21 protein-coding genes are annotated in these 18,551 nt (G+C 32.6%); 4 read left to right on the top strand and 17 right to left on the bottom strand.

Annotated features, from left to right (window positions below):
* Nucleotides 1-82: 82 nt before the first annotated feature.
* Nucleotides 83-1,057, top strand: a complete 975-nt coding sequence (gene hemH, locus LS73_RS04730; RefSeq protein WP_052089475.1) for a ferrochelatase — start codon at nt 83-85, stop codon at nt 1,055-1,057.
* A 254-nt stretch (nt 1,058-1,311) separates the two neighbouring features.
* On the opposite strand, the gene LS73_RS04725 is transcribed toward hemH, so the two are convergent.
* The 14 genes from LS73_RS04725 to LS73_RS04655 form a co-directional block, all read right to left on the bottom strand.
* Nucleotides 1,312-1,698, bottom strand: coding sequence for a P-loop NTPase family protein (locus LS73_RS04725; RefSeq protein WP_034556958.1), 387 nt, complete (start codon nt 1,696-1,698; stop codon nt 1,312-1,314).
* A gap of 5 nt (nt 1,699-1,703) precedes the next feature.
* Nucleotides 1,704-1,889, bottom strand: a complete 186-nt coding sequence (locus LS73_RS04720; protein ID WP_034556957.1) for a hypothetical protein — start codon at nt 1,887-1,889, stop codon at nt 1,704-1,706.
* Nucleotides 1,886-2,104 (bottom strand): hypothetical protein, encoded by a 219-nt coding sequence (locus LS73_RS04715; RefSeq protein ID WP_034556953.1) that lies wholly within the window; start codon nt 2,102-2,104, stop codon nt 1,886-1,888. The genes LS73_RS04720 and LS73_RS04715 overlap by 4 nt, the downstream gene beginning before the upstream one ends.
* A gap of 93 nt (nt 2,105-2,197) precedes the next feature.
* Nucleotides 2,198-2,677, bottom strand: a complete 480-nt coding sequence (locus tag LS73_RS04710) for a P-loop NTPase family protein (protein ID WP_034556950.1) — start codon at nt 2,675-2,677, stop codon at nt 2,198-2,200.
* Complete coding sequence (locus tag LS73_RS04705) at nt 2,647-3,078, bottom strand: hypothetical protein (protein ID WP_034556947.1); 432 nt, start codon at nt 3,076-3,078, stop codon at nt 2,647-2,649. The genes LS73_RS04710 and LS73_RS04705 overlap by 31 nt, the downstream gene beginning before the upstream one ends.
* A 464-nt stretch (nt 3,079-3,542) precedes the next feature.
* Nucleotides 3,543-3,770 (bottom strand): hypothetical protein, encoded by a 228-nt coding sequence (locus LS73_RS04700; protein WP_138069990.1) that lies wholly within the window; start codon nt 3,768-3,770, stop codon nt 3,543-3,545.
* 14 nt (nt 3,771-3,784) lie between these two features.
* Nucleotides 3,785-4,345 carry a ThiF family adenylyltransferase gene (locus LS73_RS04695; protein ID WP_158654960.1) on the bottom strand — a complete coding sequence of 187 codons (561 nt, stop codon included), beginning with the start codon at nt 4,343-4,345 and terminating at the stop codon, nt 3,785-3,787.
* A 119-nt stretch (nt 4,346-4,464) separates the two neighbouring features.
* Nucleotides 4,465-4,764, bottom strand: coding sequence for a hypothetical protein (locus LS73_RS04690; RefSeq protein ID WP_104692233.1), 300 nt, complete (start codon nt 4,762-4,764; stop codon nt 4,465-4,467).
* Nucleotides 4,765-4,919: 155 nt separating this feature from the next.
* The gene (locus LS73_RS04685; protein ID WP_034558438.1) at nt 4,920-5,192 is read right to left on the bottom strand and encodes a ThiF family adenylyltransferase; all 273 of its coding nucleotides are present in this window, start codon (nt 5,190-5,192) and stop codon (nt 4,920-4,922) included.
* A gap of 13 nt (nt 5,193-5,205) precedes the next feature.
* The gene (locus LS73_RS04680; protein ID WP_034558440.1) at nt 5,206-5,622 is read right to left on the bottom strand and encodes a MarR family transcriptional regulator; all 417 of its coding nucleotides are present in this window, start codon (nt 5,620-5,622) and stop codon (nt 5,206-5,208) included.
* A gap of 404 nt (nt 5,623-6,026) precedes the next feature.
* Nucleotides 6,027-6,596 (bottom strand): ribonuclease HII, encoded by a 570-nt coding sequence (locus LS73_RS04670; protein WP_034558442.1) that lies wholly within the window; start codon nt 6,594-6,596, stop codon nt 6,027-6,029.
* Nucleotides 6,597-6,605: 9 nt separating this feature from the next.
* Complete coding sequence (gene feoB / locus LS73_RS04665; protein WP_034558444.1) at nt 6,606-8,681, bottom strand: ferrous iron transport protein B; 2,076 nt, start codon at nt 8,679-8,681, stop codon at nt 6,606-6,608.
* 97 nt (nt 8,682-8,778) lie between these two features.
* Nucleotides 8,779-9,840: a hypothetical protein gene (locus LS73_RS04660; protein WP_034558446.1), complete on the bottom strand. Its 1,062-nt coding sequence runs from the start codon at nt 9,838-9,840 to the stop codon at nt 8,779-8,781.
* Between the two features lie 132 nt (nt 9,841-9,972).
* On the bottom strand, nt 9,973-10,293 hold the full coding sequence (locus LS73_RS04655; protein ID WP_034558448.1) for a c-type cytochrome: 321 nt from the start codon (nt 10,291-10,293) through the stop codon (nt 9,973-9,975).
* 364 nt (nt 10,294-10,657) lie between these two features.
* Between LS73_RS04655 and LS73_RS04650 the strand changes: the two genes are divergently transcribed.
* Together LS73_RS04650 and LS73_RS04645 are read left to right on the top strand one after the other, a co-directional pair.
* On the top strand, nt 10,658-11,335 hold the full coding sequence (locus tag LS73_RS04650; RefSeq protein ID WP_052089780.1) for an NAD(P)H-dependent oxidoreductase: 678 nt from the start codon (nt 10,658-10,660) through the stop codon (nt 11,333-11,335).
* A 16-nt stretch (nt 11,336-11,351) separates the two neighbouring features.
* Nucleotides 11,352-13,706 carry a ribonucleoside-diphosphate reductase subunit alpha gene (locus LS73_RS04645; RefSeq protein WP_034558877.1) on the top strand — a complete coding sequence of 785 codons (2,355 nt, stop codon included), beginning with the start codon at nt 11,352-11,354 and terminating at the stop codon, nt 13,704-13,706.
* A 502-nt stretch (nt 13,707-14,208) separates the two neighbouring features.
* Here the strand turns inward: LS73_RS04645 and LS73_RS04640 are convergent.
* The 3 genes from LS73_RS04640 to LS73_RS04630 all read right to left on the bottom strand — a co-directional run bounded on the left by LS73_RS04640 (nt 14,209) and on the right by LS73_RS04630 (nt 17,114).
* Nucleotides 14,209-15,708: a mannose-1-phosphate guanylyltransferase/mannose-6-phosphate isomerase gene (locus LS73_RS04640; RefSeq protein WP_034558450.1), complete on the bottom strand. Its 1,500-nt coding sequence runs from the start codon at nt 15,706-15,708 to the stop codon at nt 14,209-14,211.
* Nucleotides 15,709-15,710: 2 nt separating this feature from the next.
* Nucleotides 15,711-16,598 carry a signal peptide peptidase SppA gene (gene sppA, locus LS73_RS04635; protein ID WP_172458477.1) on the bottom strand — a complete coding sequence of 296 codons (888 nt, stop codon included), beginning with the start codon at nt 16,596-16,598 and terminating at the stop codon, nt 15,711-15,713.
* An 81-nt stretch (nt 16,599-16,679) separates the two neighbouring features.
* On the bottom strand, nt 16,680-17,114 hold the full coding sequence (locus tag LS73_RS04630) for a GtrA family protein (protein WP_052089782.1): 435 nt from the start codon (nt 17,112-17,114) through the stop codon (nt 16,680-16,682).
* Nucleotides 17,115-17,229: 115 nt separating this feature from the next.
* Here LS73_RS04630 and LS73_RS04625 point away from each other — a divergent pair, with 115 nt between their 5' ends.
* On the top strand, nt 17,230-18,540 hold the full coding sequence (locus tag LS73_RS04625; RefSeq protein WP_052089783.1) for a glycosyltransferase: 1,311 nt from the start codon (nt 17,230-17,232) through the stop codon (nt 18,538-18,540).
* The last annotated feature ends 11 nt before the right edge of the window (nt 18,541-18,551 follow it).

Below are 18,551 nucleotides of genomic sequence, written 5' to 3'. Positions count from 1 at the left end.
GAAACAACAATAAAGCGCAAATATAAATTAACCTTTTTAGATTATCATATTGCCTTTTCCAATTCGTATGATAAGGACAGGTATGAAATATGAAAATGCCGTTATTCTGCTAAATATGGGGGGACCAAATAGCTTAGATGAAGTATCTAGTTTTCTTAAAAATATGTTTTCTGATCCATGTATCCTTAGCATTAAAAATTCTATGTTTCGCTCAATACTAGGTAGCATAATCGTAAATAATCGAATCGAAAAAAGCAAAAAGATATATCAAGCTCTAGGAGGAGCTAGCCCTATCACACAAATAACCTTTTCATTGATTAAAAAACTACAAAAAATAGATTCAGCAACGTTTTATACCTATGCTATGCGTTACTCTACACCATATTGCTATAATGTGCTAAAGGAAGTCCAAGAAAAGAATATTAATAACGTTGTGTTATTTAGCATGTATCCACAATATAGCACTACTACTACATTATCATCATTCAATGATGTGCTTTACTCACTTAAGAAGCTAAATTTTGAGCCAAGTGTAAGTATTGTAGAAAGATATTATAATAATAAGCTTTTTATTGATTCTATTGCTAATAGCCTGCAAAAAACACTAAATGGTTCGAATCCTAGTGATTTCACACTCATACTATCAGCACACTCAATTCCTGTTAGTCGTGTAAAAAAAGGCGATCCATATCAAAATGAATGTGAGATATGTAGCAAGGCTTTGCAACAAACTCTAGAGGAACGTGGTATTAGATTCCAAGAAATTATTCTAAGTTATCAATCAAAAGTTGGACCAGTGAAATGGATAGGACCAGAAACACAAGATATAATAAGACAGAAAACAAATAAAAATGTCATGATATATCCCATAAGCTTTAGCATTGATAACTCTGAAACTCTGTATGAACTTTGTATACAATATAAAGACATAGCCAATGAAGTAGGCATAAGGGATTATCGAGTATGCCCATGTTTAAATGATAGCGATGACTTCATAGAGTTAATACTAAATCTAACTAAAGCAAACAAGGAAAGCCATAGTCAAATAGCAATATAAAGCTAATACAAATCACACCACTTAAGAAGTAGCGGTAACAAACTAAAACCAACTATTGTAAGCTAACTCGAAAGGCTTTTTGTTCAGAATCTTAAATAAGGCTAACTCCTAGCCCAAATGACCTATTAGAGTTTAGTATATTTTTAACAAAAACTAATTCCATCTCCTACATCTTGAGATAGAAGCTTTCTTGCTTGGCATTGGATAGAGATAATTCTAAAGTTTAAATCCTAAGCTCAAAGCAAAAATATTTATTAGTCTTTGCTTTGATATTTAAGCTTACTTCCTTGAAATATAACCTTTCCTCCCTCATCACCACTACCCGAACCAAGCTCTATTATATAATCTGCTTGCAAATACAACATAGGATTATGCTCAATAATAATTGTGGATAATGTTTTTATTGTTTTTAGAATCTCTATGATATTTTGAGCATTTTTATAATCTAGCTCTGCACTTGGCTCATTAATTATAAGAATCTTGTTATCAATCTTTTTTAATAAATGTTTTAGAATCTTTAGCCTTTTTAATTCACCACCAGAAAGTGTATTTATTTTACGATTAAAAGATAAATAGCCTAGCAAAAGATTCTCTGCCATTGTGGCAATTTTTGCAAGTTTAGTTATATTTGTGTCTCGCAAAGTTCTTATCTCACAATCATAAAATCAAGTATTGTTTTATCCCCAATTGTAAAACTTGAAGCTAGTTCGCTAAACATTTTTCCATCGCATTGCGTGCATGTGATATTTATGCTTGATTCAAAACCCCTCTCATATTTTATCACACCAGTACAACTACAAAGAGGGCAAACAATATCGCTATTGTTATTCATAAAATACGATATATCTTTTTTGAAAAATTTGCAAAATGACTTTTAATAATCTTGTTTGCTTCAAGATAAGTAGCTATGCTAGATTTAGCGTTTCCTTTTGGCAGTTTTTGTGAGATATAAACGCAATTATTAAGATTTTCCTCTAAAAATCTTGCAAGAGATGATTTACCAGAGCCAGATTTACCAAACATAGAAACAAGTGATTTTTGCGACAATGATACATTTTTGATTCTTAATATTATTAATATTCACATCAATAGATAAAAAATCACTCACTTCCTTACTTTTCTTTTTATGCAATACAGATTCTAAGTTGGCAATTTATCCTCTACAATATATCCACCATTTTTACCACCAACAAGATCAATGCAAATGCGCCTATCACATTTATGTAAAAAATAATGATTAAGTTCTACCAATATTATAGTGTTTTGTCGCTTTTTCAGTTCTACGACATTTCGCCATACATTTTCGTAATCAGCATGGTTTAGCCCAGATGAGATTTCATCGATGATTATTAAGAGATTTGACATAGAGCTGCTAATGAGATTTGCAATCTCGCCACCAGATAAGGTTGGAATACTTCTATTTAGACTAAGATAACCTATCCCAAGATTGAAGCAAGCAGATAACACATCATAAATTCTTCTATAACTTTCATTTCTTGGTATGATATTTATAAGTTTTTTAATAGGCATTGTAAAAAAATCACAAAATGAAATATTGTCAATGAATAGATTTTTATATATTTGCGGGTTTATTTTTGCCCCCCATTGCAAGCCTCGCATGGAATCTCTTTGCTGTATTTCAAGGCTTCTTTATAGATAGAAATTTTATTGCTATATAATTTATCTTGCATATACGACATTGCACCTTTATATTTTAGATTCCTTGTCCGTGCTTTTTTGTTGTGTCTATATTTTATGGTAAATAGCGGAGATTCATCTACATATAAAAGCAAATTTTGCTGCTCTTTAGAAAGTGTTTCAAAAGTCTTATGAAGGTCTAGCTGACGATATTTACAAAATTCTAAAAATAGCAATCTAAAAGATTCGTATTCTTTAAGGGGCAATATTGGTATCTCTTCTAGTCTTGCCTTAACATTGATGATTTTGGTCTCATCAAGTTTATATGCACTTCCTATGCCTTTGCATTGTGGGCATTCATTTTGTGGCTTATTTAATTTCAAAAAATGATACTCTATTGCACCAACACTAGATAAAGCCGATGAAAAGTTTAGATATGAATATATTGTTGAGTGTGGGTTTGTGTTGAGATTAAGCTGTTTATGGCTAGGGCTGGAATGAGATTGCTATAATCATCTATAATATACTCACTATCTTCTACAAAGCCAGATTCTATTGCACTAAAAGAATGGTCGCAAAGCGCATAGACTGTATGAAATGCAAGAGATGATTTCCCACCACCACTTACGCTATAAATACCTATTATTTCTGGCTTTTCTGTGCAAAAAGAGATATTTTTGAGATTATGTGTTTATACCCTGTATAATCATTTTACACCGCCACAAACTTGACATTCTGGATTTCTATGGATTTCTTTTCTTTATATATCCATTGTTCTTGTTTTAAATTCTATTCGCTGATTTATATTTGTGAGTTTGTCATAGAATCCACATAACATTTTAAAAGCTTATAGTGCGATAAGCGATGCATTTAGAGTGCATAGTGGCGTAAATGAGCCGATTTTTCTATTTTCTCGGCGAAGTTTTGTAAGATTTATGGCATCCATATTCATTGCTTGCAAAGCATTATCAAAACATTTATAGCACGCACTTTGATAAGGCAAAATGCTCTCTCCTATGAGTGTCAAATGCAGATTATACCCACCTCCTACAATATGAGGTATATTTTCGAGCATACATTTATCAACGATTATTTGTGTGGTTTTGTCCACATTTGGAAAATCTGCGCAATTAATTGCGCAACAAAAATCATCACTAAAATGATGAAAAAACCGTCATCTAAAAGCTTGTAATGCTTTTTACAAACGATATTCTCATCAATATGAGCTAGTCGCTCATCAATACAATCAATCTTAAACTTGCCTACATCATTTGAAGTGAAAAAACCTTGCCTATGAAGATTACTTAACTCAACCTTATCATTGTCCACTAGCACAAAATTTTTCACGCCACTTCTTGCTAAAATATCCACCACCCAGCTATTAACTCCTTCAAGTCCAACAACTAAAACTGCTTTTTTGCTAAGAGTTTCTAATACCTCTAGCACCTCGCTAGTGCTAAAACAATATTCTTCTAAAAAATTTATTAGCCTACAATTTTCTGTAATTAGCTTAGAATCATATTCTTTATCTACTTCTATGATGATATTTTTACTCTGCAAAAAATAAATAAGATTCCCTAAATCTTTTTTGTCAAACTTATTTTTTTCTAAAATATCATCAAATGCAGTTTTTCCATCAAATTGTCGCAAGAAATCAATCAAATTATATTTTATTTCAGCACTATGCTTTCTTGCGCATTTGTTTTAAAAAACTCCATTTTGCCATCATTATAGCTCAAGGCTATGCTAGAGCGGATTGCAAATCTTTTTTATCCATTACAAACCTTGCAATCTAATCGTTTTGTATCACCTAATGACACATACTCGATAGTTTCCTTATCAATGAGGTATTCTCCCCCCCCCCCCCTTGTATCCAATTCTTTAGATTCTATCCCAAGTAGATAATACACTATTCTCATAACCCCAAAGCTCGCACTAAATAAACTGCAAGCAGCAAGGCTTCCAGCTCCGCCTAGTATAATATTTTCCTTGTTATCCTCGAGCGGTTTTACAGATAAAGTTTTTGTAGTATTTGTGATATATGTTGGCTTATAATCTTTTAGTAACACTCTAAAAGAGTTGCTATAGCAATCAATACATGCTGTTTTTGCGGGATTATCATCTCACCCATGCTTGCGCTATGTGCATCAAATCCTCCTCCTACATAAAATGGCATGCCCATATCCCACGCATATCTGCCTATTTTTATAGAAATATGCCCTATTTATGACTCATCGGCAGTGTTTATGATTAAATCTGTATCATCATCTGGTATAAAATCCGCCATATTACTTTGTGGCAAAATCATTTCATTAAAAGTTTCTATATTTAATTCATTATTTATTTCTAGTAAATACTCTTTTAATGCCTGTGTTTTAAAGAGTGATAGATTTGTATTATTGCAGTAAAGATGCTTTATAAAATGAGATTTATTCACCTTTTTGTAGTCAATAAAAACAAAATTTTTCACACCCATTCGTGCAAGTAAAATAGCCATACTAGAACCAACGCTACCCACACCAAAGATAACTATCTTTTGTTTCTAAATCTCTTTGATGTTTGTAGGCATCTTTATTTTCTAACAAATCATCAAAATATGTAATCTGTCTTATGTATCTATCATTTTGATAGTCTTTTGGGTAATCCAAATAGATTAATCCTTTTTTAAGTAAAAACTCTACTAGCTTTATTACGCTATCTGCTTCAAAATTATGAGATTCTATAATATCACTTAATGTCTGCTTGCCATCTAAAAGCGACAAGAATCTCAATGTTTCTGAACTAGATTCAATATAGATGCTCTCTCTTGTATTTATTCTATAAAATTGAATAGCCTCGCATTCATCTTTTTTACTTGAAAAAACATCAATGCTATTTTTTAGCTTATATTTTCCATTTAGCTTAATATTGAATAACTCCAGAAACAACCTCTAGGTAATCCTCCCATGCTTGTAGGCTAGAATCATTTGAATCATTATGTCTTGTGCAAACTCTCGTGCAACAATCACTTCTATTTCCACTGCAACCCTCTGAATATGCGTTACCTTCATTTAGCTACTCAACTTCCTTAAACTCTAATGTAACTCTTTCCATGAAACGCTCCTTATTAATTTGGTGAGTTGGCATTCTACAAAAAAAACAAATCAATGTTATTGAGGCTTTTTGCTGATTTGCAAGTGTTTTCGTTATTTAAGAGTATGTTTATATGTGCTTTTCTAACTAAATCACTAATCAAAACCAAATGGCTAAAAAAGGCTTAAAATGATTCGCAATCAAGAGCAAAAGCTGATTTATCAATCTTTTACTCTAATCAAGTCATTAAATCCAATTACTAAAGAGAAATTTTATAACTCTTCCTATGAAACTCGCTATATCCAAATTCACGAATGCTTTGTTTATGCATCTTTGTAAGATAGCCCTTATTATGCTTAAAGCCATACCTAGGATCTATCTCATGTAAACACAGCATTTCTTTATCCTTATAAAACTTAGCAAGAATAGAAGCAGAACTAATTAATAAATTAAGACTATCACCTTTAACCAACGTATCAACATCTAATACGCCAAAACTAGTATTGCCATCAAACATAATAGAAACAGAGCCTTTACATAAAGCAAAATCACGAAGCTCTTGCAAATTACGCATTAAACACTCCCTAAGCCCTAGGCTATCAATATCACTAGGACTAGATTGTGAAATCTTATAAAATCCACCATTAAGCTCAATATATTCCATGATTCTTTTTGCAATATCATTTCTAGCCTCAAAAGATAGTTTTTTGCTATCCTTTACTCCTAGTGAGGTAAGATTATCCAAACATCTGCTAGGCAATATTGCTGCAGCCATAAATAAGCTACCAGCCACACAGCCTCTACCAGCTTCATCTATCCCGCATAACATTAAGTAATCCTAACTAATAATCAACTCAGTAACCTCATGTCCAATAAACGCAAAGGTATATGCAACCAAGGTAGTAAAAATCAGCAAAAAGGCAACATAAATCTTATTGCCACTTTCATAAGCAAATGTAGCAGTAGCAGCAAAGCAAGGGATATAAAGCATAATAAATAAGATGAATGCAACAGCACCAGGCAATGCGATATGCTCGCGCAATATCTCTTGTAGGGCTCTATTATCTTCTTCATTCTCTTCAGCAGAATCTCCTAAAGCATATAAAACTCCTAATGTAGTAACAACCATTTCTTTGGCAGCAAATCCAGTAATAAGAGATACAGATAGTCTCCAATCAAACCCAAGCGGCTCAAAGATAGGATAGATAATATGCCCAAGTCTACCAGCAAAGCTATATTCTAGCTGTTTTTCTTTCTCTTCATTTTCTAGCTTGACAATTGATTCCTCTAATGATTGAATTTCTGTTTGGCTTAAATTTTGCGAAGAATCATTAATAACCTCTTTAATGTTGATTAGCTTTCCCTCATACTTATCCTTTATATCTTGGCTTTTTGGGAAATTAGCCAAAGCCCACACAAGAATAGCACCAGCTAAAATCACAGTGCCAGCCTTCTTTAGAAATAAGAGACTCTTACTCCAAACGCTAAACCATATCACCTTTAGGGTTGGCATTCTATATCTTGGCATATCCATGACAAATGGCTCGCTATCTCCTCGAAACACAAGTTTTTTGAGAATTAAAGCCATAAACATAGCAATAATCACCCCACCAATATAAATACCAAACATAACTAACCCAGCATATTGTGGCGTAAAAAATGCTCCAACAAATAATAGATAAATAGGCAACCTAGCACTACAACTCATAAACCCAATGATAAATAATGTGAGTAATTTGTCTTTTTGATTCTGCAATGTGCGAGTTGCCATATATGCAGGCACAGAGCAGCCAAAGCCCATAACAAGAGGTATAAAGCTTCTACCATGCAAACCAAATCTAAAGAATAGCCCATCAAGTATAAAAGCTACTCTAGACATGTATCCGCTACCCTCAAGCAGAGTTAGCCCTAAAAACAATGTCGCAATAAGTGGTAAAAAGCTAACAACCGTTCCAACACCATTTATGATTCCATCACCTATCAATGAGCCTAGCAACTCATTGTCTTCTTCAATTAATTCTTTAGACCAATCTACTACATAACTAACCCCATCTTCTATTATCTCTTGAAAAAAACTACCAACCACAAAACTAATTTGGAATACAATAAACATAGATAGCAAAAATATAGGAATACTCCAAAACTTATCTAGTAATATAGAATCTAGCTTAGCAGTATGAAGTCCTCTTTTTTCTTGGAATTTTTGCACATTGGCTGCAATTTCCCTAGCTTGAGATGCTAGTTGGCTAGTAATCCCATCTAGCTTTAAAGGGTTAGGATTGATCATAAAGGCACTGCTAGTATCTATGCCCTTAGAATTTAAATTGCTTGAATTAGTGCTCCACTTAATAATTTTAGGATCTAGTATTCTTTGTTGGTTTGATAGCTTAGAGAGACTATGGCTAGAATCTTCATATAGGCTTACTAATGATTCTAAGAGATTATCTAAGTTTTCTTCCTTAGTAGAAGACACTGCGCAAACCCCAAAACCAAGACCAGCTTTAAGGGAATCTATATTAATTTCTAGTCCATCATTTTGAGCTTCATCAATCATATTTAACGCAACAAATATGGGTTTTTGTATGTCATTTTGCAGTTTTTTTAGTTGAAGTGTTAAGATTAGATTCCTCTCTAAACTTGTAGAATCAACTACATTCAAAATCAAATCATATTTGCCGCTTGCTAGAAAATTTCCACATATCTTTTCTTCCATGGTATAGCCATTAAGTGAAAATGTGCCGGGCAAATCAATAATTCTAATCTCATAGTCTTTATATACAAGTGTTGCTTCTGATTTTTGGATTGTTACGCCACTAAAATTTCCAACACGCATTTTTGCGCCACTAATAGCATTGATTAATGAACTTTTGCCTACATTTGGTTGACCTACTAATACGATACTAAAAGTCTTCATTAATTTCCTATGTATTGAATTTTAGATTCTAAAAATGGAAATTGTATTGAATATTTGTTAATTCATTTAAATAGCAATTATATTTATATTCAATTTGTTAATTTACAATGGACTCTATAACCATATCAACACCCGGATTATCAAGGCAAAATTGCTTAAATTTTGAATTCATTTCCAAATCTACATTGGTATTATTTAAGTTTTTATCGTTAAAATAACTAGCATAGCTAAAAATCAAGTAACTATTAGGAAGCAAGGAAATAAGATTAGTAGGAACAATTACACAATCAATAGCTTGCTTTAGCCCTAGCAACAAAGCTAAATCTTCTTTAGCTTGTATCCTAATAATTGGAACTAAGCCTAGATTTGTAGCTAAAGATATGAGGTTATTGAGATTATCTAATAATATATTTTTATGTTTATAGTTTTTAGGATTAATTGGGATAGATAAAACTTTATTGATAATATTGGAATCTAATCTAGCATGGTTACTAAAAATATCATCGCTAGCTAAATCCAAAGAAGAAATATCAGCTAAGCCTTCTTTAATCAAACAGGCAAATAAGGCATAAGAACGTAAAAGAGTTACATCTATAATCACCATATCCGCCCCTGCAATAGCTGATTCCAAAATCTGATATGAATCCAATATAACACCACCTTGAGCAATAAAAGCAGAGCTTAAACGTCTTAGAATACCTATGCAATCAGGTAAAGTATATTCCTCCAAAGATGAGTTTGTGTTTATAGTTGCACTAGGTGAGTTAGATATAGTGCTATTGCTAGAATTTTTATTGCTGGTTAGAAAATTATCCCTAGAAGCATAAAATGGTATATAAGTATCCACAGAATCCAACAACACGCATAAAGTCTCATTATTTAAATCATCGTTTAGTGCCTTGTGTAGCACATTACAATCTTGTAAGAGCTTGGATACATCGCTAGGGCTAATACACAAGCCCTTATGAGCAAAGATAAAATCATCTTTTTCCATACAGCGAAAATTTTCATAGAGATATGCTATATCAGATAAACGTGGCATAAAACAGCTATATGCCAACATTCTGCCCAACATATTCTGTGGTATTTCTTGCTTTTTTGATTCTATAATTTTTAATTGTGGGATAATATAATGCTGTATTATATGATTATAATCCATAGTTTACCTTGATTTTATGTTTGTTATGAAGCGTTTAGATGAATTGAAGCGCGGGGTTAAGCCCTTACTAGACTAAAAATCTAGCAAGTAAGCACGATTCCTGCGGTAATTTTATGTTAAGGTAACATAAAATTATTTAAGAGTTGGAATATATTTAGCCAAAGCTTCAATATCTTCATCGCTTAACTTTTTGACTTGGCCTGTCATTATTTTTCCTTGTCCATATCTATTTAATGTTCCAGCCTTATATTCAAGCAAGTCTTTTTTAATTTCCTCGCTACTCAAGGTATTAACAACAGCAGTCTTGTTTAAATATGACTTCTCCATTTTTGCACCATGACAAGCTTTACACTGTTTAGCAACAATTGCAGCAGCATCACTATTGGCTAATGAAACATTACCTAAACCAAATACAAATAACCCAGCGGCTATAATATAAGAAAATTTCAACATACTAATCCTTAATTTGAGATTGAACTATTATTGTAGCATTTTTTACAAATCATAAGAATTAAAATATTACAAACCTCCCCACAATCTGGAATCTAATACTATAAATTGAATTCCAAAGCTTATACATTAGTCAGTGAAAAATAAATAATAAAATAATCCAATAAAATTAGTTTATGGATTTTAATATATGGTTATATTCAAGTATTAAATTTGTAATTTTTAAGAAAAATTGACTAACAATCTCTGTATAGTCATTAAAAGACTACTATATTGTTTTTTAAGCTTAAAAAAACTAGAATATTTTTTCTATATTTTTGAAAAAGATTTAAAAAATATCCCAAAATATACATGCAAGGACACAAACATGCAAACATGCAATAATAAATCTAATCATTACGTTCAATACTATGACGAATTTTCACAAGCTATGCGTTTTCGCTTTGCCTGTAAAAAGTTTGATGAAAATAAAAAGATTCCTTGCGATGTGCTTTATTCAATTTTAGAATCAGGGAGACTTAGCCCTAGCTCATTTGGGTTAGAACCCACTCGCATGATTGTAGTGAAAACAAAGAGTATGAGGGAAAAAATCAAACAAGCATGTTGGAATCAAGATCAAATATCTCAAGCTAGTGAGGTTATTGTATTTTCTTCTCTAAAAGCGGATATGCTACCCAATACAAATTATATCTTGGGCAAATTCTCAAGGAGGCTAAAAACTTCAGATGAGATTAAACATTATGCAAAGGAAAGATATGGAAATAGAAAACTAGAGGCATTGGGATATATAAGCGACATTGAAAAACTTGGGCTTTGGAGCGCACACCAAGCATACATCATGGCTACTACAGTAATGAATCATGCGGCATTCTTAGGCATTGATTCTTGCATGATAGAAGGATTTGATAAATCCCAAATAGAATCTTCATTAGATATGGATACATTCAAAGAGCAAGTAAGTCTTGTGTTATGCCTAGGATATAGAAACATGCCACAAAGCAATAGACTGCGTATGAGCTTAGATGAAATTGTAAAGTTTGTTTAGAGGTGTGAGCTTGAATATAAAAACTGTGACCAAAAGAAATGGTCGAATAGAAGAGCTAGACATTAGTAAGATCCAAAAACATACCTCAAGTGCAGTAGAGGATCTGCCAGGAACAAGCCAAAGTGAGCTAGAAGTGGATGCAAAGATTCACTTCCAAGATGGAATCACAACAGCAGAAATCCAACAAACGCTAATAAAAACAGCAGTAGATAAAATCGATGTAGAATGTCCGAATTGGACATTTGTGGCAGCAAGATTGTTTCTATATGATTTATATCATAGAGTAAGTCGCTTCACAGGCTATATTCACCTAAGTAAATACTTTGAGATGGTAGAGAAAGAAGGCAAGGTTTTAAAGGGATTAAAGGATATGTATGACTTGGATTTGCTTAACTCTAAGATAGATACAAATAGAGATTTGCAATTTACATATCTAGGAATAAAAACGCTTTATGATAGATATTTACTAAAAGATTCCAAAAATGAGCCAATCGAGTTACCACAACATATGTTCATGGCTATTTCTATGTTTTTAGCACAAAATGAAGATGACCGTAATGGCTGGGCAATTAAATTCTATGACATGATTTCAAAATTTGAAGTCATGTGTGCTACTCCCACTCTTGCAAATGCTAGGACTACAAGACATCAGCTAAGCTCATGTTACATTGGCAGCACAGCAGATAATATTGAAGGAATATTTGATGCCTATAAAGAAATGGCGTTATTAAGCAAATATGGAGGCGGAATTGGCTGGGATTTCTCACAGATTCGAGGACTTGGTAGCTTTATTGATGGGCACAAGAATGCAGCAGGTGGTATTATTCCATTCCTAAAAATAACAAATGATATAGCCATAGCAGTAGATCAGCTAGGCACAAGGAAAGGGGCTATTGCCACATATATAGAGATATGGCATAGAGATATAAATGATTTTATTGATTTACGCAAGAATAGTGGCGAAGAGAGGCGTAGAACTCATGATTTATTCCCGGCATTATGGATATGTGATTTATTCATGGAAAGAGTGCAAAGTGATGAGTCTTGGTCTTTATTTGACCCATACGAATGCAGAGAGCTAACTAATCTTTATGGAGATGATTTCAGACGCAGATATATAGAACTAGAACAAGACAGAAATCTAGTTGTAGATAGAATATCAGCAAAGGAATTATGGAAAAAGATTCTTACAAATTACTTCGAGAGTGGCATGCCATTCTTATGCTTTAAGGACAATGCTAATAGGGCAAATCCAAATTCCCATAGTGGAATAATAAGAAGCTCAAATCTTTGCACCGAGATATTTCAAAATACAGAGCCTAGCCATTATGTGGTAGAAGTTGAGTTTGAAGATGGCAGCAAAGAATATTATGAGGAATTTGATGATGTAAAGATTAATAATTCAACTATTAAAAAAGCAAATAAATTAACAGGCATTGATTCCATAAATGGCAAAAGAATCTTCAACACACAAAGAGTGCAAACAGGCGGAGAAACTGCAGTATGCAATCTAGCTAGCATTAATCTTAGTAAAATTAATACTAAGGAAGATATAAAAAGGGTTGTGCCCATTGCCATTAGATTATTAGATAATATTATCGATTTGAATTTTTATCCCAATCGAAAAGTAAAGGCAACAAACATCAAAAATCGCGCCATAGGTCTAGGTGTTATGGGTGAGGCAGAAATGCTAGCCACGCAAAATATACACTGGGGCAGCAAGGAGCATATTAATAAAATCGATGAAATCATGGAGTGCATTAGTTACTACACAATTAATGCTAGTAGTGATTTGGCTGCACAAAGAGGAGTATATCCAATCTATAATGGCTCAAATTGGAGCAAAGGAATCTTTCCCATCGATAAAGCAAATGCCAAAACATTGGAAATATCAGATAGAAGTCCCTGCCTTGATTGGGATAAACTAAGAGACAAAGTAAAGCAAAATGGCATTCGCAATGGTTATTTAATGGCAATTGCACCTACAAGCTCCATTAGTATATTAGTTGGAACAACCCAAACTATTGAACCAATCTATAAAATAAAATGGCTTGAGGAAAATCTTAGTGGCATGATTAAAGTAGTAGCACCAAATCTAAATCTAGAAACTATGCAATACTATAAATCTGCATACAATATAAATCAACAGGATTTAGTCCGAGTAGCAGCTGTAAGGCAAAAATGGATAGACCAAGGACAAAGTCTAAATATCTTCGTTAAGATAGATGAGACAAGTGGGAGAATATTAAATGGCATTTATATGCTTGCTTGGCAACTTGGGCTAAAGTCAACCTATTATCTGCGAAGTGAAAGTCCAGAGCTAAAAGACGATATCATCGATAGAAGCATGGAATGTTATAACTGCCAATAACAAATAGCATTGCGTAATTGTAACTTACGCTATTTTTAGATATTTCGCTTCACTCCCAAATCACTTGCGCAATGTGCGAGCATTGTAAAATGAAAAATATCTCATCTCTATATTATATTGTCATGTTGAGCGTAGAGAAATATCTCATTAATAGAGTTTCTTTAGCTTAAGCCATGACAAGGATAAGAAAAACACAAAGCTAAATAATATCAAGCAATCTTATAAACAATCCTACTGCAACACTCAAAATCTAATAGCTTTATTATCGCTTATAGACTTATATTAGGCGTTTTGAAAGCATTTGCATTCATCATAAGAACGGAAATTTACACGATGTTATCATTTTGACTAACAAATGACTACGAATCTATTTATCATCTATAGAATTGGCATTGGAACATTAAATATTTTTAGATAGATTTGTCAAATAATCAAATCTAGGAGATTGATTTCCACAATAGATAACGTATTAGAGTATGAGCTAAGCTCAAAATTCAAATTATTAGCGCGAATAATCATCTTCTATTCTTAGAATATCATCTTCGCCTAAGTATTCTCCAACTTGCACTTCTACTATTATTAAGTCAATATTACCCGGATTAGTTAAGCGGTGAATCTGTCCCATTGGGATATAAATCGATTCATTTGGTTTTAAAAAACTCTCTTTATCTGCAATTTGGACAATAGCACTACCGCTAACAACAATCCAATGTTCATTCCTATGATAATGCTTTTGTAAACTTAATCTATGCTTAGGTTTTACTATGATGCTTTTTAGTTTATAGTTACTTGATTCTAACAGAACTGTATAGCTGCCCCATGGTCTATATACTTCATTATGATTACTAACTAAATATGGATGTTTTGCCTTTAAAGATTGAACAATATGTCTTACATCTTGAGTACTTCCTTTTTTAGCAATTAGCAAAACATCAAATGTATCAATGATAATAGAATCTTCTATACCAATGGTTGCAACAGCCTTATTTGACATAATCAGATTATTAGATGAATCTAGGCTCTCTAATACGCCTTTGCTAATGTTATTCTCGCTATCTCTATGCCATAGCTTAGCCCAAACCTCTTGCAAGGAATCAAAACATCCCACATCATTCCAATTAAATTTGCATTCTATCATCTTTAGTTTATTTGTCTTTTCAATCAGGGCATAATCGATACTTATATCCTCCAATTTATTGCTTAGGATTCTATCTAGCCGATAAAGCTGTGAATATGCTAAGTTGTCCTTTTGCCTCAAATTTTCTGTATTTATAGCATTTTTATGACAATTAGAATCAAAATCTAACGCATTTACAATCTCTTCGCAAACCTGATACATATGTGGCTGATATTTCTTTATTTCATCTAGCAATATTTTTGCCTTATAGCAAAACATTCCACTATTCCAATAATAATTTCCTTTTTGCAAATATTCCATAGCAACTTCTAGACTTGGCTTTTCGTGAAATGCAATAACTTTATGTATGCTACTACTATTTGAATCCATTTGTTTAGATTCAATATATCCATATCCAGTATGAGCACTTTTAGGGATAATTCCAAATACTACGATATTATCACTTTGGGCTAAGATTTGAGCTTGTTTTATCGAATCAATATAAGACTTATCATCATTTATCAAATGATCACTAGGAATGCTTAATATAATTTCGTTAGGATTCTCTCTAGCAGCTAGCATAGCTCCTATGGTTAAAGCTGAAGCTGTATTCTTAGAAAAAGACTCTAAGATAAAATAATCTACATAAACCCCCTCTTTTTTAGCCTCATCAAGTGCTAAGAAATATTGCGATTCATTAGTTATTACTTGTAATGTATTTTGATTATTGTCTTTCAAATCTTGCAACAAGCTAGCATTTCGCCTAAGAGTTAAAGCAAATAAAGAATCTTCCCCTATTAGTTTTACAAACTGCTTTGGCATTAACGTCCTAGAAAGAGGGAATAGCCTAGATCCACTACCGCCACATAAAATAGAAACAGTCATATCTATCTCCATATAGCTTGCATTTGAAATGATGAAAGAGACATAATTCTCTGCAAAGAAGAATCAACAAGAGAATCTATATAGCTTTGCAGCTTTGGCTTCTTTAGCCATATTGGATACTTGATACCTGCCAACTCTTGCAGATGTAATATTGCCTTATCTTGACTAGCAATCCCATCAATTAATCCTAAATCCAATGCGCTAGCAGCATTAAAAACCCTACCATCTGCAAATACCTTAGGATTGTTATCTTTCAATCTATCCCCTCTTGCTTCTATAACATCAGAGTAGAACATTTTATAATTTTGCTGTGTCAAAGTCTCTATCATATCTAACTCATGATTGTCCCACTTCCTAGTAATAGTGCCAGCTTCTTTATATGTGCCAGCCTTTACGCCTTGTGTGCTAATACCAATCTTATCTAATACTTCCCCAATATTATAGCTAGCAAAAATCACACCAATAGAACCAATTAATGCTCCTCTATTTGCATATATGTAGCTAGAATACATACCCGCATAATATGCTCCGCTAGCCATCAAAGATTGCACATAGGCTACAACTGGGACTCTCTCCTGAAGCTCCTTTATCATATCAGCTATTTCAACACTAGCTCCAACGCCACCACCAGGAGAATTTATGATTAATAACACACCTTTTATACTTGGATTTTTCTTAATAAGCTCTATTTGCTCACGAAATACTGCACTATCCATAATTGCATAATTTAAATGTATTTTAGCAAGATTTGGCGGGGGAGAAGATTCATTATCAAGAGATACTGATAATATAAAAAGTAAAACTACCACAATAATCATTCCCTTGAAATATTTAGTAAAAAAGTCCAAAACTTTTACAATAAAGCACCACACGGAACGAAACAAACCCATAGCAATCCTTGATAAAAATATTTTCACATTATAGCTTTATCATAGAAAAATTAGCACCACAAATCTAATATGACATTAAATCTACCTAAATACCCAAACCTTGCTAATAATAAAACCGCTAATGGTATAGCATATTGCAGCCAAAATCTGTGATACATATACATCTATACCTATAATTCTGTGGGCCATAACTAGGGCAGCTAAATTAAATATATATGCCATACCCATTGCCAAAGAAAAGCGTAAAAAGTCTCTCTTATGGGAATTAGATGACTTAAATGTAAATCTCTTATTTAACATATATGAGTTTAGCATCCCAGCAATATTACCTAAGAGATTGGCAAGTTCTGGAAATAGCCCAAAGTATGTTAACAATAGGCATGAACCCATACCTATAAATGTATTTGCCACGCCAATAACTCCATACATAAAAGCCTCTTTAAGCGCGCCTTCCAGAAACTTACTATTTAATTTAATAAGCAAGCTTTGGAATCTATTAACAAAATCTTGAAACATACTTCCCTATCCTCTTAACAGTAATCCAAATCATATTTGTCAATAATAATAAAATGTGATTGTAAAATATTCATTGTTAAACATTATTTATCCCAATCAATAGTATAGGAATAAAATGAAAATCTTATTAACATGTGAGAATATAGCACTAAAAGGTGGTGCTGAACGCGTGGTAGTAAACATAGCAAATGAACTATATAAATCTGGATATGAAGTAGAAATACTTTCTTATTTTAAGGATTCTTATAGTCCTAAAGACTGTTACTTTCCATTGAATGAAAACATACAAATTAATTACCTATATAACTATGATAAACCTAAAAGAAAGGGAATCTCTAGGTTTATATGGAGAATCTTTGGCTATATTATCATAAATCTAAAACTAAATAAAACAGCACAAGCAGACATCATTATAGAAAATAGCTTTTCAATGCTATACCCTAAGTTTAAGGTTGACAATACCAAGTATATAAAGATTATGCATATTCAAATATCAAAGTATAAGAAGCGCAAAAATAGCTACTTTGATGCGCTTGTATTCCTAAGTCAAAGCGAATATAATAAATGGGGCAAACTACACAGAAATGCTACAAAGATAGCAAACTTTATACAAATTCCATTTGATTCCCTAAATCAGACACTACAGCAATACAATAATCAAAGCTATAAGGACTTAAGCAAACATTTACATAATGCTCTATCTAGCTATCTAATAAATACAAACATAAAAGAAATAAGCTATATGGATATAGAATCTAGACTTGCAAAGCTCAATATCTATCAAAACAAATTTGACTTTATCATAGCTAGATTTGCCCTGCTAGCTATAAGCAATACAAATATTAAAGAGACACTCGCAAATATAGGACGCAAATACAAGATTCTATCAATAGGCAGAATGGCCAATGATGACCAAAAAGGCTTCCCAAGATTGATTAGAAGCTACAGTTATATTGCTAGGGAATTTCCACATTGGAGACTCGAGATTATAGGTTCTGATTATGGACAAAAGACATTATTAGAGGCACTAATACAAGAATTAGATATGCAAGATTATATATTCCTAAGAGACTTCACTAGCGATATACAAAAGGAATATTTGAGTTCAGATATTTATGCTATGAGTTCATACAACGAGGGTATGCCAATGGTGCTAATAGAGGCAATGAGTAATGGATTGCCAATTATAGCTTATGATATTCATAGCATAAGGGAATGCTTTGATGATAATGGGTTTTTAATAGAGCATGGAGACAAGCAAGAACAATTATTTTCTAAAAGCCTAAAAAAGCTAATGCAAGATAGCAATTTACGTATATCAATGGGGCAACAAAGCCTAATTTTAGCTAAGCAAAATTTTTCTAAAGAAACAATTATGAAACAATATTTAAATCTACTTAACTCTCTAGTAAGTCATAATACTTAGTTGCGTAGCTG

This window comes from Helicobacter muridarum (assembly GCF_000765805.2).
Lineage (GTDB): Bacteria > Campylobacterota > Campylobacteria > Campylobacterales > Helicobacteraceae > Helicobacter_A > Helicobacter_A muridarum.
The sequence above is the reverse complement of the archived record's forward strand: the minus strand, read 5'-3'. Positions and strand labels throughout refer to the sequence as shown.